The sequence below is a fragment of the Actinomycetospora sp. 2LY8.5 genome (genome assembly GCF_057180585.1).
The window spans coordinates 369,250-391,868 of record NZ_JBXUHE010000002.1; the positions used below are offsets into that span (position 1 = coordinate 369,250).

Sequence of the window (22,619 nt, forward strand, 5' to 3'; positions counted from 1 at the left end):
TCCTGGGCAGATGCCCCGTTTTCGGGAGGACGGCCGTGCCCTACGTGTTCCTCGCCCTCGCCATCGCCTCCGAGGTGGTCGCGACGATCTCGCTGAAGCTCTCCGAGGGCTTCACGCGGCTCGTGCCCTCGGTCGTCGTGGTGGTCGGCTACCTCGTGGCCTTCGGCCTGCTCTCCCAGGCGCTGGTGGGCGGGCTGGGCGTCGGCGTCGCCTACGGGGTGTGGGCGGCCGCGGGCGTGGCGCTGGTCGCCGCGGCCGGCGCGCTCTTCCTCGGCGAGTCGCTCACGTGGGTACAGGTCGGCGGGATCGCGCTGGTCATCGGTGGGGTGCTCGCCCTCGAGCTCGGGGCCCGGCCGGCGTAGGGACCGTGAGCACCGTGGTCACCCAGACCGACGGCCGCCGGCGCAAGGGCGAGGAGCGCCGCCGGCTGCTGCGCGAGGCGACGATGCGCGTCATCGGGCGGGGCGGGGTGGCCGCGGTGACCCAGCGGGCGGTCGCCGCCGAGGCCGGCATGACGCCCAGCCTCGTCAGCTACCACTTCCCGACCGTCGACGAGCTGCTCTCGGGCACCCTCGCCGCCGTCAACGAGGACTGGGTCGCCGCCCTGGAGCGGTGCGCAGAGCACGACGACCCCCTGCCCGCCCTCGCGGCCCTCGTGGCCGACGGTGCGATCGACCCGAGCCGGACGGTCGACGCCGAGTACGAGCTGTTCCTGCAGGCGGGCCGGCGCCCCGCCCTGCGCGACGAGTGGGTCCGCTGGACCCGCGCCCTCGACGCCGTGCTCGCCCCCGTCGTGCCCGAGCCGCGGCGGCGCGCCGCGGTCGCCGCCGCGGTCGACGGGTTGTTCCTACGGTGCTGGTGCGATCCCGCTCCGTGGGCCGCCGCCGACGTCGAGGGGGTGCTGCGCGCGCTGGTCCCCGCCTGACGATGCGCAGACCTGGTGCGGTTCCGGGCAGGCCGCTACCGTCGGTGTTCACCGGTGGCCCGTCCGGGCGGCCCGAGCACCGCGGACGCGTCGATGAAGAAGCTCGCCGAGCTCTTGGTCTGTTTCCTGCACCCCGTGGCCGTGGTGCTCGTGTGGCTCAACCTCCTGGTGCGCCCGGAGCTCAGCGGCACGGCGAAGATCGTGTGGGCGGTGCTCGCCCTCGTGCCGATCGTGCCGTTCGTCTACGTGCTCACCGGCGGCGAGCTGTGGGAGGGCAGGAAGACGTCCACGACGTAGCTCCTCGGGGCGATCAAGAGCGATCAAGAGCGCTCTGTCGCCCGCTGGGGTGGCACTCCGGCGCGGGATCGGTACCGTCGGCGCCACCGCGGTCGAGCAGCCCGCCGCGACGCCCCTCGACCGCCGACGACCACGTTCGTGGCAGGAGCGCGCATGCTCGAGCGTTGCGAGACGCTGCCGGGCGCCGACTTCGCCGCCGCCCTCGGCTTCCCGCCCCCCGACGACGACGCGTGGGCCCGGGTGGTCGGCGACGGCGCCGAGAGCGTCGAGCTCAAGGTGCTGCTCAGCCCGCAGCCTGGATCCACCGTCCATCTCGTCGGCCGCCACGGGCGCGTCCGGACGCGGCGCCTGCACCTGCTCGACACGCCCGACCTCGCGCTCGCGCACCTCGGCGTGAACGTCCGCCTGCGCGACCGGGGCCGCGACCGCTGGGACCTCACGGTGCGCGTGCGCGGCGAGGATCCCGTACCGGGCGGCGTCCCACCCGCCGGGTCCCGCGTCGAGTTCGACATGCTGCCCGGCGTCGTCCAACGCAGCACCGAGGTGCGCACGATCCCGGGCGCCGAGACGGCGCTCGAGGTCCGCGACGGCCGCGTGCCCGTGCAGGATGTCCTCACCGCCGCGCAGTCGGCGCTGCTCACGGGGGCCGCGGGCGCGCTCGGGAGCGAGGAGCTCGGCCTCTTCGGCCCGCTGGTGATCGAGCGGGCCGCCGTGCCCCGCGCGCGCTGCGGCCTGCCCCACGCCCGGCACGAGCGCTTCCGGTTCCCCGGGGGCCGCGTGCTCGAGGAGTTCTCGGCCCGCTGCGCCCCCGCCGACGCCCGTCGCACGGCCGAGGCGGTCGCGGTCTTCCTCGCCACGCACGGACTCGCGCCCGCGCCCCCGCACCGGACGAAGACCTCGCTGTGGACCGATCAGCTGCGCCGCGCGCGGATTCGGTAGGTCGATGTCCGGACGGGTGCCCAGCCTTCTGGTCGGCGCCTTCTGGTCGGCGCCTTCTGGTCGGCGCCTTCTGGTCGGCGCGGCACGCGCCAGCCCGGGGTGCCGGGCGGGAGCTGCTGGGCACCGGCCACGACCTGCGTCCCGACCTCGCCGGTGTTCGCCGCGCGGACGGCGTCGTCGAGGTCCGTGCACCGCAAGGGAAAGATCATCACTGGGTGGACGGGTGCCACCGCCGCAGCGCCTCGTAGACGAGCGCGCCACCGGCGGCCACGGGGAGGTCGACCAGCCCCAGGACGAGCAGGGCTGCGCCCCCGAGGTAGACGGGGGTCCGGTGGGGCAGCACGCGCTGGACGGCGTGCGCGGTGTCCGCGGCGACCCCGACGAGGGAGTCGGTCATGCCGTGCGAGGGGGACGGTGAGGAGGACGGGGCGGTGGTCCGCGTCGTGGCGGGCGCCGCGTTCACCGGGGTGTCGGGGGCGATGAGCGCCGTCTCAACCGGGTCCTCGCGGGGCTGTCTGTTCTTGACGGTGTCCTTGGCCATCCAGCGACGTTACGCCCGGACGCTGCTCACACACCGACCTCGCGGGCCCACTTGCCGGGCGCCGCGACCGGTCGGCCGTGCATGGCGACGACGAGCGCCGGACGCAGTTCGGCCAGACGGCGCCGCGACGCGCCGGCCTTCGACGGGTCGTCGTGCAGACCCCGGGGCAGCGGCAGCCACCGCGGTGAGCGCGGGTCGTCCGACACGTTCACCGGGCCGTCGCCGACGATCAGCACCCGGTCCTCGGCGCGCCACAGCGCCAGCGTGCCGGGGCTGTGTCCGGGCACGGCCAGCACCGTGAACCCGGCGACGCGATCGCCCTCGACGAGGCGCCGGTCCACCGCCCGGCGCTCGCGCGCGAGCGGCGCGAGCACGGCGCGGCCGAGTACGCCGGCGTGCGTGTCGAGCCGCCCGTTCTCGAACCGTCCGGCGTCGGGCTCACCCATCGCCAGCGGTGCGCCGGTCTGCCGGCAGAGCCACGCGGTGGAGCCGACGTGGTCGCCGTGCGCGTGGGTCACGGCGTGCTCGGCGACGTGACGCCCGCGCAGCAGGGCGGCCAGGCGCCGGGCGGACCACGGGAAGCCGGCGTCGACGACGACGTCGCCGTCGGGACCCTCGATCAGCACGGTGTTGAGCAGGCCGGCGGGGGCGAGGGCGCCGAGGTGCACCCCGTCGGCGATCTCGCAGAACGGTGGAGCCACCCCGAGAGCCTGTCAGAACATCGCGACGACGAAGCCGTCCCGTGCGGTGGCCCCCGTGATCGTCGGGGTGATCGGGTGCGCGAACCCGGGCCCGTCGGTGACGAGTGTGTGGAACTCGCCGTTCTCCCCGCACGGGTCGATGCCCGCGGGCAGCTCGCGCAGCAGGTCGGCGTCCCACGTCCGTCCGACGATCGTCCCGGGCACGCGGGCGGGGTCGGCGCAGACGACGAGCGCGCGGACGCCCCGCTCCAGCATCGACCGCGCGAGCGCCTCGGTCGGCCGCTCCCAGAGCGGGAAGCGCGCGGTGAGCCCGGTGCCGGCGAGCGCCTGCTCCCGGTAGGCGCGGATGTCGGCGAGGAACAGGTCGCCGTAGATCACCTCGTCGGCCCCGGCGGACCGCAGGCGGGCCCACGAGGCGCGTGTGCGCTCCTCGTACACGTGGTTCGGGCACGGCGAGGGCAGCTCGACGGTCTCGAGTGGCAGGCCGAGCGCGTCGGCCTGGGCGCGGACGAGCGCGAGCGGGACGTAGCTCGCGGCGACCTCCTCGTTCCCGCACACCGCCGTGTGCAACCCCGCGACGGTGGTCCCCGGCGTCTCGCGCGCGACGGCCAGCGCGAACGCGCCGTCCTTGCCGCCCGACCAGCTCATCCACGCCTGCTCGGCCACGGTCGCCACGGTAGCGGGGAGGCGTGTCGACGACGGGGTGAGGACGGCCTCCCGTCGTGGCGCAACGGGATGCCGCGGCGGGCACCGAGAGTCAGCGCCGGCGCAGCACCAGCGCCGTGGTGATGAGCAGGACGATCGTGCCGACCGACTCCACGACGAGCGTGGTCGGCGCCAGGTCGTAGTCGAGGCTCGACTGGATTCCGAACAGCCCGAACGGCGTCAGGGCGATGACGAGCGCGGCCAGCGTGCCGGCCATGAAGAGCAGCCCGAGCACCGTCGAGATCACGAGCAGCTGCCCGCGCGTGACCACCACGGCGATCGCGAGGACCAGCCCGCCGAGCGCGTTGAGCAGGAACAGGTTGCCGAGGACGCCGCCGGTGCCGCCCCAGACCGTCAGATAGAGGTGGATGCCGCCCATCGCCAGCAGCGCGAGGGCGCTGAGCACCTGCCAGACCACCGGCGAGCGGCGCTCGCCGCGCGCGATCCGGACCGTGGGGCTCTCGCCGGGCCCGACCGGGCCACCTGCCGCGTGTGCCATGTCCGCCACCCCGTCCTGCCCGCCGTCCGCTGAAGGTCGATGGTCCTCCTGAACCGGCTGCCGGGTCGAGAGCCGACGAAGCCGGCAATCCGCTACGTCGTCATCCCCGTCCCGTTCGTCACTCGCGTTGCGCTCGTCCTGTCGCCGCGAGCTCGGGAACAGGGCTGCGCCGAGGGGGATGAGCAGGAAGAAGACCCAGGCGTGGGGGATCGGGACGGTGAAGAACAGGACGAGCGCGATGATCGGCAGCGCCCCTCTGATCACCGGCCCGGAGCGGGCGAGCGCGCCGGGCTCACGGCGCGGGGCGGGCGGGGCTGGGGGAGGTCGGCGAACAGCGGCACGAGGTCGGAGACCGTGCGCGCCTCGGCCGCGCGGGCGCTGCGCTCGCCGTACTCCACGGCGTCGAGGCGTCCGGCCTCGAGGTGCTGGTCCAGCGCCGTCATCGCCGCGTGCCGATGCGGGGCGAGGGGTGCTCGCGTGGCCGGCCGGGTTCCTGGGGCACCGGCTCGGTCATGGCCGTGAGCATGCCACTCGGCGCGCCCGGTGCCCCCGGTCAGAACGCCCCGTGCCGCCCGGCGCCGCCGGCGCAGGCTGACGACCGTCACCGCGTCCCGGCGCTCGACGAGGACGGTGCGCGTCGGCGGCCCATCAGCCCAGCGTGACCGGGTCGCCGACCCGCAGCGCGCCACCTCGGGTCACCTGCGCGTACGCACCGGCACACGGCAGGACCCCGAAGCCGGGGACCTCGACGCGGTTGGCGCGCATCGGCTCGCGGACCGCGTGTGGCTCCCGCGGCAGCTCGCCGTGCTCGAGCGTCGGCACCGAGCATCGGGGCGTCGGCAGCGACACCGTCAGCGTCACCGTCGTGCCGTCCGACGCGACGAGATGCAGCTCGCGCCCGAGCCAGGTGTTCTCGACGTACGGCGGGGTGCCCGCCGGGGTCTCGATGACGAGGTTCGGGCGGTAGCGCCGGTACTCGACACCGATCTCGTCCAGCGTCGCCGTGGTGATCAGGTGCACCGGGGAGTGGTCGACGAACGACGTGCCCGTGGTGCCCTGGGCGATCTCGAGGGCGGGCGCGTCGACCTCGGCCTCGACCCCCTGGTCCAGCACGTGCTCGGGGTCCGGGCGCTCGACCTCCGCCGCCTGGGGGCGTTGCGCGGACACCCGCACCGCGCGGCCGAGCTCGTCGCCCAGCGCGGCGGTGACCCACGGGTCGAGCGCATCGCGGGTCCAGCCCGCCGGCGAGGTGATGCGGACCCGCCCGTCGGTCGCGACGGCGCAGTAGCGCAGCAGGTCACGCCACAGCCGCGGGTGCTTGGCGGTGGCCACCTTGCCGGTCGACTCGTCCACGAGCGCGAGCCCGCGGTCGCCCTCGAGCCCGCCGTGGTCCACCCGCGTGCCTTCCAGGGGCTCGCCGAGCATGGACTTCACCGGATATCGCCACAGCGCGGTGATCTGCATCTGCCGTCCCTCGTCGAACGCCGTCCCCCTGCCCCGCGACCGTAGCCGGCCGCGGGGCAGCAGGGGGTCACGCGCGCTGCGAGATGCCGGCCATGCACCACTGCCCGTCGGTCACGCCCATGACGAGGTCGGCGGGCAGCTGCTGCGACTGGCCCTGCGCGCTGAGCACCAGGTCGACGGGTGCGCGCGCCTGGGTGTCGAGCTCGAGCACCGGGGGGCCGGCCGGCGTGGCCTGCTGGATCAGCGCCAGCGCGTCCGGCGGGAAGGGGTTGGTCGGCGCGCCCTGCTGGTTGCGGCAGGACACGGCGTCGAGCTGCGCCGAGTCCTTCGCGGCGAGCGCCGACGTGGCCTGCTCCGCCACGCCGTCGGGGGAACCGGGCTTGATCGCCCATCCCGGCACCAGGAGCGCCGTCACCGCGAGCGCGACGACCGCGACGGCGGCGACAGCCGTGGCCGCGATGAGCGCCCAGGGGCGCTGGGGCGCCTCGTCCTCGTCGTCCCCGTCGAGCGGCTCGTCGGTGTCGCCAGTGTCGCCAGTGTCGCCAGTGTCGTCGGTGTCGTCGACGTCTCCGGTGCCCGCGCCGGCGGCGGCCTGGTCGTCGGCCCGGTCGTCGGCCCGGTCGTCGGCCCGGTCGTCGGTCCCGTCGTCGACGGACTCGGTCGACGACTCGGTCGACGACTCGGTCGACGACTCGGTCGACGACTCGGCCGAGGTGTCCTCGGTGGAGACGCCGGTGGTGAGGTCGGTGGCGTCGTGCGTGATCTCGTCCGCGCGCTCGTCGGTCAGGGTCTCGCTGCGGCCGGGGTCGGCCATCGTCGTCAGTCCTCTCGCGGCGCGCAGGAGCTCCTGACGGGCGCGCCGGGTGGGGTGCCGTGTCCCCCCCGCACGGTGCCGCATGCAGCTCAGGCCACCTGCACCCGGGGGCGCGGGCGCGGGGATCCGCCGCTCCTCGTCCCGATGTGCCGCGGCGTCCGCCCCGGAGCCCCGATGCGAGCGAGCGGGCCCTTCGAACGCCTGGACGGGTGAAGGGCGCCCTCGGCCGGACCGCGCGCCGCGGATCGAACGCCGTCGGCTCGCCTCCGCCGCTGCCGGACGGGCGGGCGGCGCAGGGCGGTGGCTTCCGGGTGTGTGACGGTGTGTGACGGCGTGTGACGGCCTCACCCTGTGGCGTGGTGCTCGTCGTCCGTGATCCCCCGGTGTCCGCTTCCGCGGCCGGATTCCCCGAGACGGCGTGCGGTGTCCAGCGACGACGCCTCCATGTCCTCGAGGAACGTGCGCAGTCCGTCGAGCCCCTCGGGGCGGGCGCGGTAGAGCCGCCGCGTGCCGTCGCGCCGCTCGGTGAGCAGCCCGGCGTCCTTGAGCACCGTGAGGTGCTGGCTGACCGCCGGCCGCGTGACCTCGAACGCCGCGGCGATCTCCCCGGCGGAGAGCTCCTCGTGGGCCACCAGGCGCAGGATCGACCGGCGACGGGGCTCCACGAGGGCGCGCAGCGTGACGGTCTCCGGGTCGTCCATGCGCCCTCCTCCGTCGCGCCCTCCTCTGTCAGCGAGGACGAACGTTAGCGTATGCGCACCTCGACGACAGGGTGCTCACTTGATCAGCTTCTGCACCTCGCGGAACGCCGGGTTCTCGCTCGAGCCCAGCCACTCGAACACGACCATCTCGGTGGTGACGACGTCGACGCCGTGGGCGCGCATCCGGTCGAGGGCGCGCTCGCAGCTCGTCTCGCGGCGGCTGCCGACCGCGTCCGACACCACCGCGATCTCCCGGCCCTGCGCGCGCAGCGCGAGCACGGTCTGCAGCACGCAGACGTGCGCCTCGCACCCGGACACGACGACCGTGCCGGGGGCGGGATCGACGGGGGCCGCGAAGGCCGTCTTCGCGATCGCGGGCTCCGGCAGCAGGTCGCCGATCGCTCCGACGGTCGGGCCCAGCCCGGCGGGGTTCTGCTCGGTGGCCGTGACCGGGATGCCGAGCCGGCCGACGGCCTGGACGAGGCGACCGGCGTTCTCCAGCACGGCGTCCCCGCCGGCGATCGCCGGCATCAGGCGTTCCTGGAGATCGATGACGAGAAGGGTCGAATCCTCGGCGGTGATCAGTGGCACGGGTTCGACCGTAGATCCCGGCCGCAGTTGACGGGACCGGCCCCGGCGCCGTAGGGCATGACCGTGACCACAGGCCGGACCGACCGCGTCGCCGACTACACCGGGCGTTTCGCGGCCTTCCTCGACGCGCAGGTCGCGCCGCTGGAGGCCGAGCTCGCCGGCCGCGACGTCGGCACGGCGTTCAACCCGCGCCTCGACGAGGCCGGCCGGATGCACGCCGCGGTGTGGGAGGCGCGCCGGGAGGTGCAGCGCCGCTCGGCGGCCGCCGGGCTCTACAGCCCGCACGTGGGGGCGGCGGCCGGCGGCGGTGGGTTCACGCGCGCCGAGATGCAGCATGTCGAGGAGTTCGTCTACCGGCACGCGGGGCTCGGGCTGGGGCTCGCCGCGCTCGGCTGGACCGAGGGCGCGAACCCGGCGATCGAGCGCTGCTCGGACACCGCGCGCAAGGAGTGGCTCGAGCCCCTGCTGGCCGGCGAGATCACCGCGGCGTTCGCCAACACCGAGCCGAACGTCGGCACCGACGTGCTGGCGATGGAGACCACCGCGCGCCGCGACGGCGACGACTGGATCCTCGACGGCACCAAGGCCTGGATCACCAACGCGCACTTCGCCGACGTCGTCCAGGTCGTGGCCGTCACCGAGCCCGGCGCCGGATCGCGGTCGCTGTCGATGTTCCTCGTCGACGCGACCAGCCCGGGTCTCACGCGCGGCCGCGACATCCCGACGATGCTGAACGACGGGCTGACCGGCGAGCTGCACCTCGAGGGCGTGCGGGTGCCGCCCGGATGCGTCGTCGGGGAGGTCGGCGACGGGTTCGCGCTGGCCATGGCCTGGATCAACTGGCGGCGCCTGTGCCGCGGCGGGATGTGCGCGGGCTGGGGCTCGTGGCTGCTCGAGCGGGCACTCGATCGGGCGCAGCAGCGCACGTCGGGCGGCGCGCCGATCGCCGAGCTGCAGTCGGTGCAGCACATGCTCGCCGACATGGACGCCGACGTGTACGCGGCCCGCGCGGCATCCCTGCAGGCCCAGGGGGAGCTCGACGCCCTGCCCGGCGGCCCCTTCGGCCTGCCGCTGCACCCGGACGCGCCGCGGCTGACGAGCCTGGTCAAGGTGATCAACGACGAGGCGTTCTTCCGCGTCGCCGACACGGCGGTGCAGGTCCACGGCGGCACCGGCCTGCGGCTCGGGTCGCCCGAGGAGAAGCTGTTCCGGCTCGCCCGCAACCTCAAGATCCCCGCCGGCACGGTGGAGGTCCAGCGCAACGCGATCGCCCGCGGCCTGCTGCGGCGGAGGACCGGGCGGTGAGCCGTCGCGCCGAGGGATGGGCGGCCGTGACCGGGCGCTTCCAGCCGGTGCACGCCCAGCACCTCGAGCTGTTCGCGCTCGCCCTCGCCGAGCACGACCACCTCGTCGTCGCCGTGACCAACCCCGACACCGCCGCCCGTCACGTCGCGGCCACCTCGACGCACCGCCACACCGACGACGCCAACCCGTTCACCTACGTCGAGCGCGTGCAGCTGCTCACCGCGGCGCTCGCCGGTGCGGGGCTCGCGGACCGGACGACCGTCGTCCCGTTCGACCTCACCCGCCCCGAGGTCTGGGCGGAGTACGTCCCCCGCGACGCCGTGCACTACGTGCGGGCGTACTCGGCGTGGGAGGCCGACAAGGCGGAGCGGCTGGCCGACGGGGGCTACCGGGTGGTCGTCGTCGACGGCGACCCGGCGAGCAAGCTCGACGCCGCGACGATCCGCGCGGGGTTCGCCGACGGGACGTGGGCGGGGCTCGTGCCGCCGGCGACCGTCCCGGTGCTGACCCGCCTGCTGGATCACCGGTGAGACCGCCCGGCTACGGCGAGAACCAGCCGCGTCTCGGCGACGACCGGCTGCCCGTGGTGCTCGTCGTCCTCGACGGGCTCGGCGACCGGCCCGTGCCCGAGCTCGGCGATCGCACGCCCGCGGAGGCCGCGCGCACGCCGGTGCTCGACGCGCTCGCCGCGCGGGGCTCGTCGGGCTGGCACCTGCCGTTCGGCTGGGGGCGCGCGCCGTCCTCGGAGCTCGCACACTGGGCGATGTTCGGGTACGCCGACGCGCCCTTCCCGGGGCGCGCGGTGCTCGAAGCCCTGGGGGCGGGGATCGAGGTGCCGGCCGACACCGCCGTCACGCACGCCGCGCTGCGCACGTCGTCGGTCGCGCCCGACGGCCGCGTGTGGATCACCGGTCGCGCCGCGGGGTGGGACGTCGACGACGCGACCGCGCTGCTCGGGGCGCTCGGGCCGGTCATGGAGTCGCACGGGGCGTGGCTGGAGAAGCTGGGCGGGCGGGGCGAGGCGCTGCTGGTGCTGTCCGGGCACACCGGGTCGTCGGCGGGTGCCGTGACCGACTCCGACCCCTTCTTCTCCGACCGCCACCCCTGGCTGCGGGTGCTGGCGTGCGAGGAGGCGGCGGCCGGGACCGCCGACACCCTGACGTCCCTGCTGCTCGAGGCGCGCTCGGTCCTCGTCGAGCACCCGGTCAACGTCGCCCGCCGCGACCGCGACCGCCCGCCGCTCGACGTGCTGACGACGAAGTGGTCGGGGGTGCGCGGCGCCGTCCCGCGGTTCGCCGACCACGTCGGCGTGCACGGCGCGGCGGTGACGAGCACGCGGCTCTACCGCGGCCTCGGCGCGCTCCTGGGCTTCCGCACCCGGCACGTCCCGCCCTACCTGAACCCGCGCCACGACCTCGGCGCCGAGCTCTCCGATCGCCTCACCGCCGCGCAGGAGCTCCTCGACGACGGCGCCGCGTTCGTCCACGTGCACACCAAGGCCACCGACGACGCCGGGCACACCAAGGAGCCGCGCGCGAAGCTCGAGGTGCTCGAGTCCGCCGACCCGGGGCTGGGCGCGCTGCACGAGCTCGCCCACCGTGCGATCGTCGCCGTCACCGGGGACCACGCGACGCCGTCGGTCGGCGGCGTCCTGCACACCGGCGACCCCACGCCGCTGGTCGTCGCAGGCCCGACGGTGCGCCGCGACGCGGTGGAGGCGTTCGGCGAGGGGCCGGCGGCGGCCGGCTGGTACGGCGCGCTGCAGGCCCGCGAGCTGCTGCCGCTGCTGCTCGGGCACGCCAACCGCGCGGCGTTCCTGGGTCACCGCGCCACCCCGCGCCCCACCGCGGCGCTGCCGGACGCGCCGGAGGCGATGGTGCTGCCGCCCGGGGGGCGGGGGCGTCGGGGCACGCGGCGCTCGAGCTGAGCGGCGTCCGGAGACCGCGGGCGACGCCACACCGTCGGGACGCCGGGACGTGCGCCACGACGCTCCTGCTCTCCGACGTGCCGGCGCGTCCGTGACGTGTCGGCCGTGGGCCGGGCAGGCACACCACGTTCAGCTCGATGCGGCCCTCACATGAGGGCGAGCTGCTGGGCGAGCACGATCGCCTGCACGCGCGTGTGCGCCCCGAGCCGGGTCATGAGCGCCTGGGTGTAGGTCCGGACCGTGTTCACGGTGAGGTCGAGCTCGGCCGCGATGTCCCGCGTGGTCCTGCCCGCGGCCATCAGCCGCAGCACGTCGACCTCGCGCGGGCGCAGCCGCGGGACCGGACCGCCGTCGCCGAACGGCCCGCCGGTCGCCTCGAGGGCGCAGGCGATGCCGTCGTCGATCACCATCCGTCCGTCGCGGACCTCGCGCAGCGCCGCCACCAGGTCGAGGTCGAGCGAGCCCTTGAGCAGCACGCCCGCGGCGCCGGCCTCGAGGCACCGGCGCAGGTTCTCGGTGTCGCTGAACGCCGTCAGCATGATCACCTTGGTGCGGGGCGAGGCGGAACCCAACGACCGGGCGACGTCCGCCCCGTTGCGGTCGCCGAGGCGGACGTCGAGCAGCACGAGGTCGGGGCGCTCGCGGACGGCGGCGTCCAGGGTCTCTGCGCCCGAGTGGCACGTCGCGACCACGGCGAACTCCTCCGCCACCGCGGCGAGCACCCGGTGGATGCCGTGCGCGACGAGCGGGTGGTCGTCGGCGATGAGGACGGTGCGGACCCGGGGTGGTGCCGTCACGCCGCCCGTCCCGTCGGTACCCGGACCCGCAGGCTCGTGCCGTCGTCGTCGTTCCCGTCGAGGACCAGATCGCCGCCCACGCCCGCGACGCGCTGGAGCAACCCGGGCAGGCCCAGACCGGTCCCACGTCGAGGCACCGGGTGCAGCGCGAGGTCCTGGGGCAGGCCCTTGCCGTCGTCCTCGACGCCGAGGGTCACCTCGCCCGGCCGATAGGCCAGCGAGACCAGCACCGCGCCCGCCCCGGCGTGCTTCTCGACGTTGTGCAGCGCCTCGCGCAGGACGGCCACGAGGACGCCCTCGACCTCGGCCGCCGCGGGCACCGGCTCGCCCAGGGTGACGAGCTCGGCGGTGATCCCCGTCCGCGCCGCGAAGGCCGCGACGTCGCGGCGCAGCGTGACGGGCAGCGCGTCGTCGGCGGGCAGCAGGCTGTACATCGCCCGCCGCAGGTAGCCCGACGCCTCCGCGGCGGCGAGCTCGATCGCGCGGGCCGCGGCCACCGTCCCGTCGGTGTCGGCCGCGCCCTGCTGGATCTCCTTCGCCGACATCGAGATCCGGAACAGGAGCTGCCCCGCGGTGTCGTGCAGCTCCTCGGCGATGCGGCGGCGCTCGTCGGCCACCGCGATCCGCCCGGCCTGCTCGGCCCGCACCGCGCCGACGAGCAGCGGGGCGAGCGACGCCGCGAACTCGTTCATCAGCAGCGTGGTGTGCGGGGAGACCCGACGGCCCCGCATGCCCGCGTAGAGCACGCCGAGCCAGTGCCCGCCCCACGTCACCGGCACCGCGCCGAGCCCACGCACCCCGTCGGCGGCGAGCGCGCGGGCGAGGTCGTCGGCGTCGGGGTCGGCGGCGCAGTCGCCCGTCGTCGTCACCATCGCCCGCCGCAGCGCGCGCCCGCCGAGCCCTGATCCCGCGGGCAGGCGCATCCCGTCGAGATCGACGGTCCCCGCCGCCGCGACCACGGCGAGCGCGTCGGCCCCGTCGTGCAGCGCGACGGCGACCACGTCGGTGTCGACCAGATCCACGAGGCGCCGGCACGCGGTGGCCATCAGCGCGGGTGTGCCCGAGAGCCCCGCGAGGCCGCGGGTGGCGACGACGAGGCGGCGGACGTCCTCGATCGACTTGACCGAGTAGCACACGAGTCAGCCGCTGATCACGAAGAGCTTCTTGAACGGCTCGGTGACCGTCCAGGTCGACTTCGTGCCCTTGGTGAACGAGGCGATGTCGCCGGGGCGCAGGACGACCTGCTCGCCGCTCTCGACGAGATCGACGACGAGCTCGCCCTCGAGCGCGTGGATCGTCTCGTCGGCGGTGAACGGGTAGGGGAAGCTCTGCGGCTCGGAGCGCCAGAGGCCGACGTTGAGGGTGGCGCCCTCCGCGCCCTCGGTGCGGATCCAGTGCACCTCGCCGACGGCCTCGCCGCCGGCCATGAACGGCTCCCACTCCGTCGCGTCGGCCACGGATCGGGTGTACTCGGGGGTCTGCGTCGTCATGGTGCGCACTTCCTGTCCCATCGGGGAAACGGTGAGGGGTGAACGTATCCGTGACTGCCGTCCCGGAACAGCCTGCAATTGCGGGTACGGCCCGCTCGTCTTCCTGTGAGCAGCGGATTCATCGAGAAGAAACAATTCGTGGCTGCAGATGCAGGTACCGCTCGCGTTTGACGAGGGCGTAACGGTCGCGTCATGACCGTGCAATTCCCCGCTGCGTGACTGGGAAACGGCCGACGGAGTCGACGCCCCGGCCCCCACCACCAGAAACCGCCGCGCGGAGGTAAGCGATCATGACGCTCGCTCGCGAACTGACGATCATCCGGGGTGCGTGCCCGCACGACTGCCCCGACACCTGCGCGATGCTCTACCACGTCGAGGACGGCAGGCTCGTCGACGTCAAGGGCGATCCCGAGCACCCGATGACCCGGGGCGGGCTGTGCGTCAAGCTCAAGGACTTCCCGGAGCACCACTACCAGCCCGACCGCGTGATCCACCCCATGCGCCGCGTCGGGCCGAAGGGCGCCGGCGAGTTCGAGCGCATCACCTGGGACGAGGCGCTGGAGGAGATCCGGACGCGCTGGACCGGCATCATCGCCGAGCACGGGCCGCAGGCGATCATGCCGCACGCCTACCTGGGGCATCAGGGCGTCATCAACGGCCTGACCGCGGGCGACGCGTTCTTCAACCGCCTCGGGGCGAGCGTCGCGGAGAAGACCTACTGTGAGTCGGGCTCGTCGACCGCCTGGCACATGACCGTCGGCGGCACCGGCGGGCTCGACGTCGAGTCGATGGCCCACTCGCAGTACATCGTCGTGTGGGGCATGAACATGACCAGCACGAACCTCCACGGCTGGCCGTTCCTGCTCGAGGCGCGCAAGAAGAACGGCGCGAAGATCGTCGTCATCGACCCGGTGCGGACGCGCACCGCCCGCCAGGCCGACTGGCACATCCGCATCCGGCCCGGCACGGACGGCGCGCTGGCGATGGGGATGATCCACGAGATCGTCGCGCAGGACCTCGTCGACCACGACTACGTCGCGCGCTACACGGTCGGCTTCTCCGAGCTCGCCGCGCGCGCGGCGCACTACCCGCCGGAGCGGGTCGAGGAGATTACCGGCGTTCCGGCCGAGGACGTGCGCACCCTGGCCCGCGAGTACGCCACGAACCAGCCGTCCGCGATCCGCCAGGGCGTGGCGATCGAGCGCAGCCGCGGCGGGGGCCAGGCCATCCGCGCCATCACGTCGCTGCCCGCGCTGGTCGGCGCGTGGCGCCACGTCGGCGGCGGCACGATGGAGATGCCGATCTGGGAGTTCCCGACGCTCTTCGACAAGATCTGCATGCCGCAGTGGATCCCCGAGGGCACCCGGGTGATCAACGAGCTGGACCTCGGCATGGCGCTCACCGGCGAGATGGCGCTCGACCCGCCGATCAAGTCGTTGTTCGTCTACAACTCCAACCCCGTCTCGCAGGGCCCGGCGCAGGCCAAGACCATGGCGGGGCTGATGCGCGACGACCTGTTCACCGTCGTGAGTGACCACTTCATCAACGACACCGCGAAGTTCGCCGACCTCGTGCTGCCCGCGACGATGCAGGCCGAGCAGCTCGACATCATGGTCACCTGGGGGCACCTGTACATCTCGCTCAACCAGCCGGCGATCGCGCCCCCCGGCGAGTGCGTCCCCAACTCCGAGCTGTTCCGGCGCCTCGCGAGGACGATGGGGTTCACCGACGACTACTGGGACCGCACCGACGAGCAGATGCTGCGCGACTTCCACGACTGGGACGCGCCGGCGCTGCAGGGCATCACCTACGACTCGCTGAAGGAGACCGGCTGGGCGCGCCTGAACGTCGGCCTGCCGCACGAGCGCGCTCCGCACGCCGAGGGCAACTTCCCGACGCCGTCGGGCAAGTGCGAGTTCCGCTCCAGCCTCGCCGAAGGCGGCAACTTCGTCGTCCCGGTGTGGCGCTCCATGTACGACGCGATGCAGCCCGGCGACGCGCTGGATCCGCTGCCCGACTACGTGCCGCCGTTCGAGTCGCCCGACTCCGACCCGGAGCTGGCCAAGCGCTACCCGATGAACATCGTGTCGCCGAAGCCGCACGCGTTCCTCAACAGCCAGTACGCCAACGCCGAGACCAAGCAGCGCGCCCAGGGCGATCAGCGCGTCTGGATCCACCCCGACGACGCCGCGGAGCGCGGCATCATCGACGGCGAGATGGTCCGCGTGTTCAACGACCGCGGCCAGTTCAGCGGCCCCGCGGTCGTCGACGACGTCGTCATGCCGGGCCTGGTGATGGCCAACGTCGGCCACTGGCAGAACAAGGCGTCGGGCAGCACCGTCAACACCGTCACCGCCGATCGGCACAACCAGATGGGCAACGCGGGGGTGTACTCGGACAATCTCGTGGAGGTCGGGAAGGCCGAGGACGACGCGACGCAGGCGCCGCCTGCCGGTCTGTAGCAGACTTCGGTGCGACTCCGACGCCGAGAGGGCCGCGCATGACCACCCCGTCCGCGGTGATGTGCCGCGGCGACCCGTGGCCCGACGGGTCCCGGGTCGCCGACGCGATGCTGCGCCGACCCAAGGTGTGCGCGCCGTCCACCACCGTCGCGCAGGCCCGCGAGATGCTCGCCGACGATCACGTGCACGCCCTGCTCGTGGTCGCCGCGGGCGTGCTGCTGGCGGTGGTCGAGCCCGCCGACCTCGAGGGCGCACGGACGCACGCCTCCGACGCGGCGGCTCCGCTGCGCTTCGTGCCGCCGGACACCGATCCGGCCGTGGAGTGCGGGCGCCTCCTCGGCCGGGTCGTGGGCCCCGACGCCGACCTGCACGCCACCTGGGACGCGATGACCGGGCGACGTCTCGCGGTCGTCGATGCGCAGGGCCGGCTGCTCGGCCTGCTGTGCCTCAAGCGCAGCGGGCGCGGGTTCTGCTCCGCGGAGGACGTCGCGGCGCGCGAACGGGAACGGCGGCTCGCGGGGTAGGAAGGGCACGGCGATCGCGCGGATGCCCGAGAGCGAGCGCGCGCGGCGACCGTCTCGGCGAGCTCGAGCGCGCGTGCCCCGGCCTGCCCGGACGCGGGCGGCGATCTCGTCCTCGGTGGGCTGCGGGGGCTCGGGCCACAGACTGGTCATGTCTCAATCCTGGACGGTTCACGGACCGTCCGTCCGTCCGTGCCTAGTGTCCGGCGCGAACCGACGGAAGGGAGATGCCAGTGTCGAAGACGGTGTCGAACGATCGAGCGGCGCTCGCGCGGTACGTCGTGGAGCGCTATGCCGCGGGCGCGAGCCTCATGCGGCTCGCCGAGGACACCGGCCGCAGCTTCGGCCACGTTCGGCGCCTGCTCCTCGACGCCGGCGTCACCTTGCGTCCGCGCGGCGGGAGCCGTGCCCGGACGACCTGACGCCGGGAGCCGGCTTCTCCTTCGTGAACACGCGTCGGGAACCGAAGCGTTCCCGTGAGAGCGACGGACGGCCGGCCGTCCCCGCGACCACGGCGTGCCGTCGCCGGGACGACCTCGCCGTCTCGGTGACGATCGCACTCACCTCGGCGATCGCTTCGTCAGCCGCTTCGCGATCATGAGCTGCGGGGCCCGGATCAGGGCGCCTCGACGGTGTCCAGCAGATCCTCGAGGCCCGTGAGCGCGAGCACCCGCCCGGCGACGCTCCCGGCGGCGGCGCGCAGGCGCAGGCCGGGCAGGTCGCGGCGCAGCTCGTGCACGGCCTGCACGGCGGCGCTCGAGAACACCGACACGCCGTCGAGGTCGACGGACACGTCCCGCGCCCCGCCGCGGGCGGCCTCGAGGACGCGGCCGCGGAACCGTTCGACCGTCCCGGTGTCGATCGGGCCGGTCACCGCGAGGACGTCGGTGTCCGACCGCTCGGTGGTCAGTTCCTCGGCCGCGCCGTGGCCGGTGGTCGCGGCCTGGTCGCCGTAGGGGCCGACGAGGACGTCGCGCCGCAGCGGCGCCCCCAGCGTCACCGTGGTGCCCTCGGGCCCGGTCGCGACGCCGACCCGGTCCACGAGTCCGCGCATCATCATCAGCCCGCGCCCGCGCCCACCCGGGTCGTCGGCGGCGGGGCGCCAGGTCCCGGTGTCGGCGACGGTGACCGTGACGCGCCCGGCGTCGTCGAGCCCGGCGGCGACGCGGGCGCCGACGCCGTCCGCGGGCGGCTCCGGGTAGGCGTGCTCGAGTGCGTTGGTCGCGGCCTCGCCGACGGCGTGGACCAGCGCCACCAGATCGTCCTCCCCGACCCCGGCCGCTTCGAGCCAGGCGTCGAGCGCGCGGCGCAGGGTGCGCAGACCGTGGGGATCGGCCGGGACGTCGACGGCGAACGGCGCCGGCGGCTCGGCGGTCCGCTGCACGGCGAGCAGGGTCGCGTCGTCGGCGTGCCCGCCGCCCGTCCAGCCCATCCGCTCGACGGTGAGCGCGGCGATCCGGTCGACCCGTGCGGTGGGGACGGTCGTGTCGTCCTCGACGTGCTCGTGGCCGGCCGCGACGGCGGTACGGGCGAGCGCCTCGAGACCCTCGGCGAGCGCGTGCCCGGGCCGTTCGACGAGCCCGTCGGTGTAGAGGACGAGCACGTCGCCGGCCTCGAGCCGGTCGACGGTCGGCGCGGAGGCCGGCCGGCCGGTGCCCAGCGGCGTGCCGGGAGCGAGCGCGATCCAGCGGGCGGTGCCGTCGGCGGTGACGACGAACGGCGGCGGGTGCGCGGCGGCGGCGACCTCGAGCTCGCCGGTGCGCGGGTCGAGGACGGCGACGCACGCGGTGGCCGCGCGGGTCGCCCGCTCGCGGGCCGCGAAGCGGTCCAGCTCGGCCAGGGTCCCCGCCACGCCCCGGTCGGCCTCGAGCGCGTGGGCGCCGACCGCCCGCAGTCGTCCCATCGCCGCGGACGCCACCGCGCCGTGGCCCACGACGTCGCCGACCACGACCGCCAGCCGTCCGTCGCCGAGCGGCACCGCGTCGAACCAGTCCCCGCCGGCCGCGAGCTCCTGCCCGGCGACGACGTAGCGTGCGGCGAGGCGCGCCTGCGGCAGCACCGGCAGCCCGGTGGGCAGCAGCGAGCGCTGCAGCGTGAGCACGACGTCCTGCGCGGCCTGCATCCGCCGCTCCGACTCGGCCGCCGAGCTCTCCGCCTTGCGCCGGCGCAGCACCTCGTCGGTGACCCGGGCGACGTGCACCGTCATGCCGCGCATGGAGCCGTCGGCGTGCCGGGTGGGCACGAACGTGTAGGAGTAGAAGTCCTCCTCGAGGCGGCCGTCGCCGTCGCGGTCGACGAGGATGCGCCGCTCGTCGCCGATCACCGGCTCGCCGCGCGCCCAGACCTCGTCGAGCGTCTCGAACACCTGCTGGCCCTCGAGCTCCGGCGCCACCTCCCGGATCGGTCGCCCGACGATGCCGGGGCGGAACCCCATGCTCGCCCGGGCGGCGCGGTTGGCGGCGACGACACGGTGCTCGGGGCCCTCGAACGCCCAGAGCACCGCCGGGATGTCCTCGAAGGCGGCGACGACGTCAGTGGGGATGCCCGCCGGCTGCTCGACGGGCCCGTTCGCGGCCATGCCACCACCATCACCCGCGCGAGCGGCTCGCACACCTCCGAAGCGACGGACGGGCCCGCGGAGCCCGTGGCCGGGTCACCGGAACAGCTCGTACCCCGACGCGTAGCCCAGGTCGACCAGCGTCGTGCCCGGCGCCGCCCGCTCGATCGCGGCCCGGATCGGTGCCGTGTCGATCGCCCGCGAGAAGCCGGGCAGCCAGTCGTCGTGGTGGCACGGCACGACCGTCCGTGCGCCGAGGGCCGCGGCCTGCTCGGCGACGAAGTCCGCGGTCGTGCCCTGCACCGGCTCGCCGTCGCGGTTGCCGCGGCCCGCGACGGCGAGGATCGCGACGTCGGGCTCCTCGCCGGCGAGCACCCCGCTCCAGCACCCGATGCTGTCCTGGAACAGCAGGCGCCCCTCCGAGGTCTCGAGGACGAAGACGAGCGCGCCGCCGTCGCCGCGCTCGCCCTGGTCGGCGGCCGTCATGTGCGCGCGCACGTCGTCACCCAGCGCGCCGAAGCCCGCCCAGAGCGCCCGCATCCGCTCGGCGCGCTCCTGCAGGGTCAGGCCCGTCTCGCCGAGACAGACCTCGTCGGCAGGAGGCATCGGCTGCGTCGACCACACGCACGAGTGCAGGCTCGGCAGCACGCGCACGGACGTGGTGTCGTCGAGCGCGACCCGCTCGCCGCCGGCCACGGCGAGCAGCTGCTCCTCGGGCACCCCGGCCGCGGCGAGTACACGCACCGACTCGTAGGAGCCGACGACCGTCGCGCCCGTCCGCACGGCGATGCGCTCCGCGCCCCACAGGTGGTCGAAGTGGCTGTGCCCGACGAGGATCCAGTCGGCGACCTCCACGTCGTCGATTCCGACCCCGCTCTGCTCGGCGTCCGGCACGCGGTCCAGGTAGGCGTCGAGCCACACGGTGAGACCGTCGGCGGTGCGCAGACGGAACGTCGCGCAGCCGTACCAGTCGAGAGTGCTCACCCGCCCACTCTGCCAGCGGCGACCTCCGAGAGCCCACGCAGCGCCGGCGGCAACGGCTCCCGGTGCAGCACGCCGAGACGCTGGGTGGCGCGGGTCAGGGCGACGTAGAGATCGGCGGCGCCCTGCGGGCCGGCGGCGAGGATCCGCTCCGGCTCCACGACGAGCACCGCGTCGAACTCCAGGCCCTTGGTGTCCGACGGCGCCACGGCGCCCGGCACGTCGGAGCCCGACGGTCCGGCTCCGCTGCGCTGCGCGTCCGGGGTCGATGGTCCGGCTCCGCTGCGCTGCGCGTCCGGGGTCGATGGTCCGGCTCCGCTGCGCTGCGCGTCCGGGGTCGATGGTCCGGCTCCGCTGCGCTGCGCGTCCGGCGGCCCGATCACCACGCTCGTCCCCTCGCGCGGCGCCTCGGAGAGCACGAACTCTTCGATCGCCGCCGGGATCTCGTCCGCGGTCACCTCCCGCGACCACGGCGCGACACCGCTCGCGCGCACCGACTCCGGCGGGGCGACGTCCGGCGCGAACTCCGCGAGCAGCGCCGCCGCGACGGCCATGATCTCCGCGGGCGTGCGGTAGTTGACCGTCAGTGACCGGTATACCCAGCGGTCGGGGACGTAGCGGTCGAGCATCGCGCCCCAGGACGTCGCGCCGGCGGGGGAGCGGCGCTGGGCGAGGTCGCCGACGACGGTGAACGCCCGGGCCGGGCACCGGCGCATGAGCACCCGCCAGTCCATCGCGGACAGCTCCTGCGCCTCGTCGACGACGACGTGGCGGTAGGTCCAGTCGCGGTCGGCGGCGGCGCGCTCCACGAGCTCGCGGGTGTCCTCCTCGACGAACCGGTCGGCGAGCACCCCGGCGTGCGTGAGGTCGTCGACCCGCACCCCGAGGTCCTCGTCCAGCTCCTCCCTGTCGAGCGTCAGGATCTCCATGACGCCCGCGGCGTACTCGGCCTCGGCCGCCTGCTCGGCCGCGGCGGCCCGGTCCTCGGCCTTCACCGCGGTCGGGTCCCGCCCGAGCAGGTCGACGAGCTCGTCGAGCAGCGGCACGTCCGACACCGTCCACGCGGTGCCGTCGGCCCGCCACAACGACGGGTCGGCGCCCGCCGCGTGGAGCCGCTCGGGGGACTCGTAGAGGCGGCCCAGGAGTCGCTCGGGCGTCAGGACCGGCCAGAGCTCGTCGAGCGCGGCGGCGAACCCCTCGTGCTCCGCGAGCTCGTCGACGAGCTCGGTGCGCATCTGCTCCCACGCGGCCGTGTCGTCGCGGGTCAGCCACCCCTTGCCGATGCGGCCGATCGCGCGCTCGGTGAGCACGTAGACGACGATCTCCCGGAACGTCAGGCGGGCCTCGTTGTGCGGCAGACCGGTGGCGCGCGCCTCCTCGCGCGCCCACTCGGCGGTGGCGGCGTCGACCCGCACCGTGAGGTCCTGCAGCTCGATCGGCAGCGGCTCCGCGGGGAGCTCCTGGCGGTCGGCGATCGCGGCGGCGAGCACGTCGAGGATCGCGAGCGACCCCTTGTGTCGCGCCGCCTGCGGCCCGTCCTCGGCGGTGACGTGCCGGCCGGGCGCGAGGTCGCCGGGGGTCATGAAGACGACGTCCGACTCGCCCAGCGACGGCAGCACCTGCCCGATGTGGTCGCCGAACGCCGGGTTCGGCCCGACCACCAGCACACCGTGGCGCTCGATGCGCTCGCGCTGCGTGTAGAGCAGGTAGGCGACGCGGTGCAGCGCGACCACGGTCTTGCCGGTGCCGGGGCCGCCCTCGATGACGGTCACGCCCGGGTGCTCGAGCCGGATGATCTCGTCCTGCTCGGCCTGGATCGTCGCGACGATGTCGCGCATGCCCTCGCCGCGCGGCGCGTTCACGGCGGCCAGCAGCGCCGCATCCGTCCCCGGCGCGTCGTCACCGTCCGGACGGCCCAGGACCTCGTCGGTGAAAGCGACCACCCGGCGCCCCCGGGTGTGGAACCGGCGACGCCGGCGCATGTTCTCGGGATTCGCGCCGGTGGCGGTGTAGAATGGTCGTGCGGCCGGGGCCCGCCAATCCATCAGCAGCGGCGCGAAGTCGTTCTCCTCGTCGAGAATCCCGATGCGTCCGATATGGGAACGTTCGCCGTCCAGGCTGTCCAGCCGCCCGAAGCACAACCCGTTGTCCGCGACGTCCAGGCGCTTCACCTGCGCGGCCGTGGCCCGGACCTTGACGTCCCGGTCCATGGGCGACTCGCCCTCACCTCGCATGGCCGTGCGGTGGTTCTCCCGCGCCTCCGCGCGCAGCGCGTCGAGACGTGCGTACAGGTCCGCCACATAGCGCCGCTCGTCCTGCAATTCCCCGTCGTACCCCTGATCCGACACAGGCCTCCTCGGTTGCGACCGCAGAATTGTGCGGAACGACCGGGGTCTTGCGGC

General features: G+C 74.7%; 25 protein-coding genes. 10 read left to right on the plus strand and 15 right to left on the minus strand.

What is annotated here, in order from left to right:
* Positions 1-35 precede the first annotated feature (35 nt).
* The 4 genes from AC2A1K_RS04090 to AC2A1K_RS04105 all read left to right on the plus strand — a co-directional run bounded on the left by AC2A1K_RS04090 (position 36) and on the right by AC2A1K_RS04105 (position 2,161).
* On the plus strand, positions 36-362 hold the full coding sequence (locus tag AC2A1K_RS04090) for a DMT family transporter (protein ID WP_483895029.1): 327 nt from the start codon (positions 36-38) through the stop codon (positions 360-362).
* A gap of 5 nt (positions 363-367) precedes the next feature.
* Positions 368-925 (plus strand): TetR/AcrR family transcriptional regulator, encoded by a 558-nt coding sequence (locus AC2A1K_RS04095; RefSeq protein WP_483895030.1) that lies wholly within the window; start codon positions 368-370, stop codon positions 923-925.
* A gap of 54 nt (positions 926-979) precedes the next feature.
* Positions 980-1,222, plus strand: coding sequence for a hypothetical protein (locus AC2A1K_RS04100; protein ID WP_483895031.1), 243 nt, complete (start codon positions 980-982; stop codon positions 1,220-1,222).
* 153 nt (positions 1,223-1,375) lie between these two features.
* Positions 1,376-2,161 carry a CYTH domain-containing protein gene (locus AC2A1K_RS04105; protein WP_483895032.1) on the plus strand — a complete coding sequence of 262 codons (786 nt, stop codon included), beginning with the start codon at positions 1,376-1,378 and terminating at the stop codon, positions 2,159-2,161.
* A gap of 208 nt (positions 2,162-2,369) precedes the next feature.
* Here AC2A1K_RS04105 and AC2A1K_RS04110 read toward each other — a convergent pair whose 3' ends face one another.
* The 9 genes from AC2A1K_RS04110 to AC2A1K_RS04150 form a co-directional block, all read right to left on the minus strand.
* Positions 2,370-2,702 (minus strand): hypothetical protein, encoded by a 333-nt coding sequence (locus tag AC2A1K_RS04110; protein ID WP_483895033.1) that lies wholly within the window; start codon positions 2,700-2,702, stop codon positions 2,370-2,372.
* Between the two features lie 26 nt (positions 2,703-2,728).
* Positions 2,729-3,403, minus strand: a complete 675-nt coding sequence (locus tag AC2A1K_RS04115) for an MBL fold metallo-hydrolase (protein ID WP_483895034.1) — start codon at positions 3,401-3,403, stop codon at positions 2,729-2,731.
* Between the two features lie 12 nt (positions 3,404-3,415).
* Positions 3,416-4,069 carry a Dph6-related ATP pyrophosphatase gene (locus AC2A1K_RS04120; RefSeq protein ID WP_483895035.1) on the minus strand — a complete coding sequence of 218 codons (654 nt, stop codon included), beginning with the start codon at positions 4,067-4,069 and terminating at the stop codon, positions 3,416-3,418.
* A gap of 91 nt (positions 4,070-4,160) precedes the next feature.
* On the minus strand, positions 4,161-4,607 hold the full coding sequence (locus tag AC2A1K_RS04125) for a hypothetical protein (RefSeq protein WP_483895036.1): 447 nt from the start codon (positions 4,605-4,607) through the stop codon (positions 4,161-4,163).
* 260 nt (positions 4,608-4,867) lie between these two features.
* Positions 4,868-5,050, minus strand: coding sequence for a DUF1707 SHOCT-like domain-containing protein (locus AC2A1K_RS04130; protein WP_483895037.1), 183 nt, complete (start codon positions 5,048-5,050; stop codon positions 4,868-4,870).
* 205 nt (positions 5,051-5,255) lie between these two features.
* Entirely contained in the window at positions 5,256-6,071 is an 816-nt protein-coding gene (locus tag AC2A1K_RS04135; protein WP_483895038.1) for an MOSC domain-containing protein, read from the minus strand.
* Between the two features lie 67 nt (positions 6,072-6,138).
* Complete coding sequence (locus tag AC2A1K_RS04140) at positions 6,139-6,885, minus strand: hypothetical protein (RefSeq protein WP_483895039.1); 747 nt, start codon at positions 6,883-6,885, stop codon at positions 6,139-6,141.
* Positions 6,886-7,229: 344 nt separating this feature from the next.
* Positions 7,230-7,586 carry an ArsR/SmtB family transcription factor gene (locus AC2A1K_RS04145; protein ID WP_483895040.1) on the minus strand — a complete coding sequence of 119 codons (357 nt, stop codon included), beginning with the start codon at positions 7,584-7,586 and terminating at the stop codon, positions 7,230-7,232.
* A 75-nt stretch (positions 7,587-7,661) separates the two neighbouring features.
* Positions 7,662-8,177 (minus strand): isochorismatase family protein, encoded by a 516-nt coding sequence (locus AC2A1K_RS04150; protein ID WP_483895041.1) that lies wholly within the window; start codon positions 8,175-8,177, stop codon positions 7,662-7,664.
* A 63-nt stretch (positions 8,178-8,240) separates the two neighbouring features.
* On the opposite strand from AC2A1K_RS04150, the gene AC2A1K_RS04155 reads away from it, so the two are divergent.
* The 3 genes from AC2A1K_RS04155 to AC2A1K_RS04165 are packed head-to-tail and all read left to right on the plus strand — an operon-like array spanning position 8,241 to position 11,409.
* Positions 8,241-9,482, plus strand: coding sequence for an acyl-CoA dehydrogenase family protein (locus tag AC2A1K_RS04155; RefSeq protein ID WP_483895042.1), 1,242 nt, complete (start codon positions 8,241-8,243; stop codon positions 9,480-9,482).
* Positions 9,479-10,012, plus strand: a complete 534-nt coding sequence (locus tag AC2A1K_RS04160) for an adenylyltransferase/cytidyltransferase family protein (protein ID WP_483895043.1) — start codon at positions 9,479-9,481, stop codon at positions 10,010-10,012. Before AC2A1K_RS04155 ends, AC2A1K_RS04160 begins: the two co-directional genes overlap by 4 nt.
* Positions 10,009-11,409, plus strand: a complete 1,401-nt coding sequence (locus tag AC2A1K_RS04165) for an alkaline phosphatase family protein (RefSeq protein ID WP_483895044.1) — start codon at positions 10,009-10,011, stop codon at positions 11,407-11,409. The genes AC2A1K_RS04160 and AC2A1K_RS04165 overlap by 4 nt, the downstream gene beginning before the upstream one ends.
* Before the next feature lie 146 nt (positions 11,410-11,555).
* On the opposite strand, the gene AC2A1K_RS04170 is transcribed toward AC2A1K_RS04165, so the two are convergent.
* The 3 genes from AC2A1K_RS04170 to AC2A1K_RS04180 are packed head-to-tail and all read right to left on the minus strand — an operon-like array spanning position 11,556 to position 13,717.
* Positions 11,556-12,206 (minus strand): response regulator, encoded by a 651-nt coding sequence (locus AC2A1K_RS04170; protein ID WP_483895045.1) that lies wholly within the window; start codon positions 12,204-12,206, stop codon positions 11,556-11,558.
* On the minus strand, positions 12,203-13,342 hold the full coding sequence (locus AC2A1K_RS04175; RefSeq protein WP_483895046.1) for a sensor histidine kinase: 1,140 nt from the start codon (positions 13,340-13,342) through the stop codon (positions 12,203-12,205). The genes AC2A1K_RS04170 and AC2A1K_RS04175 overlap by 4 nt, the downstream gene beginning before the upstream one ends.
* Before the next feature lie 3 nt (positions 13,343-13,345).
* A complete protein-coding gene (locus AC2A1K_RS04180; RefSeq protein ID WP_483895047.1) occupies positions 13,346-13,717 on the minus strand; it encodes a cupin domain-containing protein in 372 nt (123 codons plus the stop codon).
* 269 nt (positions 13,718-13,986) lie between these two features.
* Here AC2A1K_RS04180 and AC2A1K_RS04185 point away from each other — a divergent pair, with 269 nt between their 5' ends.
* From AC2A1K_RS04185 to AC2A1K_RS04195, 3 genes are all read left to right on the plus strand, one after another.
* The gene (locus AC2A1K_RS04185; RefSeq protein WP_483895048.1) at positions 13,987-16,158 is read left to right on the plus strand and encodes a molybdopterin-containing oxidoreductase family protein; all 2,172 of its coding nucleotides are present in this window, start codon (positions 13,987-13,989) and stop codon (positions 16,156-16,158) included.
* A gap of 38 nt (positions 16,159-16,196) precedes the next feature.
* Positions 16,197-16,682: a CBS domain-containing protein gene (locus tag AC2A1K_RS04190; RefSeq protein ID WP_483895049.1), complete on the plus strand. Its 486-nt coding sequence runs from the start codon at positions 16,197-16,199 to the stop codon at positions 16,680-16,682.
* Between the two features lie 224 nt (positions 16,683-16,906).
* Positions 16,907-17,101 (plus strand): helix-turn-helix domain-containing protein, encoded by a 195-nt coding sequence (locus AC2A1K_RS04195; RefSeq protein ID WP_483895050.1) that lies wholly within the window; start codon positions 16,907-16,909, stop codon positions 17,099-17,101.
* A gap of 194 nt (positions 17,102-17,295) precedes the next feature.
* Here AC2A1K_RS04195 and AC2A1K_RS04200 read toward each other — a convergent pair whose 3' ends face one another.
* The 3 genes from AC2A1K_RS04200 to helR form a co-directional block, all read right to left on the minus strand.
* The gene (locus tag AC2A1K_RS04200; RefSeq protein ID WP_483895051.1) at positions 17,296-19,257 is read right to left on the minus strand and encodes a SpoIIE family protein phosphatase; all 1,962 of its coding nucleotides are present in this window, start codon (positions 19,255-19,257) and stop codon (positions 17,296-17,298) included.
* 75 nt (positions 19,258-19,332) lie between these two features.
* Positions 19,333-20,220 (minus strand): MBL fold metallo-hydrolase, encoded by an 888-nt coding sequence (locus tag AC2A1K_RS04205; RefSeq protein ID WP_483895052.1) that lies wholly within the window; start codon positions 20,218-20,220, stop codon positions 19,333-19,335.
* Positions 20,217-22,565, minus strand: coding sequence for an RNA polymerase recycling motor ATPase HelR (gene helR / locus AC2A1K_RS04210; protein WP_483895053.1), 2,349 nt, complete (start codon positions 22,563-22,565; stop codon positions 20,217-20,219). The genes AC2A1K_RS04205 and helR overlap by 4 nt, the downstream gene beginning before the upstream one ends.
* Between the last annotated feature and the right edge of the window lie 54 nt (positions 22,566-22,619).

What these genes read in the sequence shown, in the direction of transcription:
- AC2A1K_RS04145 (WP_483895040.1), bottom strand. Translation starts at nt 7,586, where the DNA reads ATGGACGACCCGGAGACCGTCACGCTGCGCGCCCTCGTGGAGCCCCGT.
- AC2A1K_RS04140 (WP_483895039.1), bottom strand. Translation starts at nt 6,885, where the DNA reads ATGGCCGACCCCGGCCGCAGCGAGACCCTGACCGACGAGCGCGCGGAC.
- AC2A1K_RS04135 (WP_483895038.1), bottom strand. Translation starts at nt 6,071, where the DNA reads ATGCAGATCACCGCGCTGTGGCGATATCCGGTGAAGTCCATGCTCGGC.
- AC2A1K_RS04125 (WP_483895036.1), bottom strand. Translation starts at nt 4,607, where the DNA reads ATGGCACACGCGGCAGGTGGCCCGGTCGGGCCCGGCGAGAGCCCCACG.
- AC2A1K_RS04105 (WP_483895032.1), top strand. Translation starts at nt 1,376, where the DNA reads ATGCTCGAGCGTTGCGAGACGCTGCCGGGCGCCGACTTCGCCGCCGCC.
- AC2A1K_RS04180 (WP_483895047.1), bottom strand. Translation starts at nt 13,717, where the DNA reads ATGGGACAGGAAGTGCGCACCATGACGACGCAGACCCCCGAGTACACC.
- AC2A1K_RS04190 (WP_483895049.1), top strand. Translation starts at nt 16,197, where the DNA reads ATGACCACCCCGTCCGCGGTGATGTGCCGCGGCGACCCGTGGCCCGAC.
- AC2A1K_RS04195 (WP_483895050.1), top strand. Translation starts at nt 16,907, where the DNA reads ATGCCAGTGTCGAAGACGGTGTCGAACGATCGAGCGGCGCTCGCGCGG.
- AC2A1K_RS04200 (WP_483895051.1), bottom strand. Translation starts at nt 19,257, where the DNA reads ATGGCCGCGAACGGGCCCGTCGAGCAGCCGGCGGGCATCCCCACTGAC.
- AC2A1K_RS04185 (WP_483895048.1), top strand. Translation starts at nt 13,987, where the DNA reads ATGACGCTCGCTCGCGAACTGACGATCATCCGGGGTGCGTGCCCGCAC.
- AC2A1K_RS04130 (WP_483895037.1), bottom strand. Translation starts at nt 5,050, where the DNA reads ATGACGGCGCTGGACCAGCACCTCGAGGCCGGACGCCTCGACGCCGTG.
- AC2A1K_RS04110 (WP_483895033.1), bottom strand. Translation starts at nt 2,702, where the DNA reads ATGGCCAAGGACACCGTCAAGAACAGACAGCCCCGCGAGGACCCGGTT.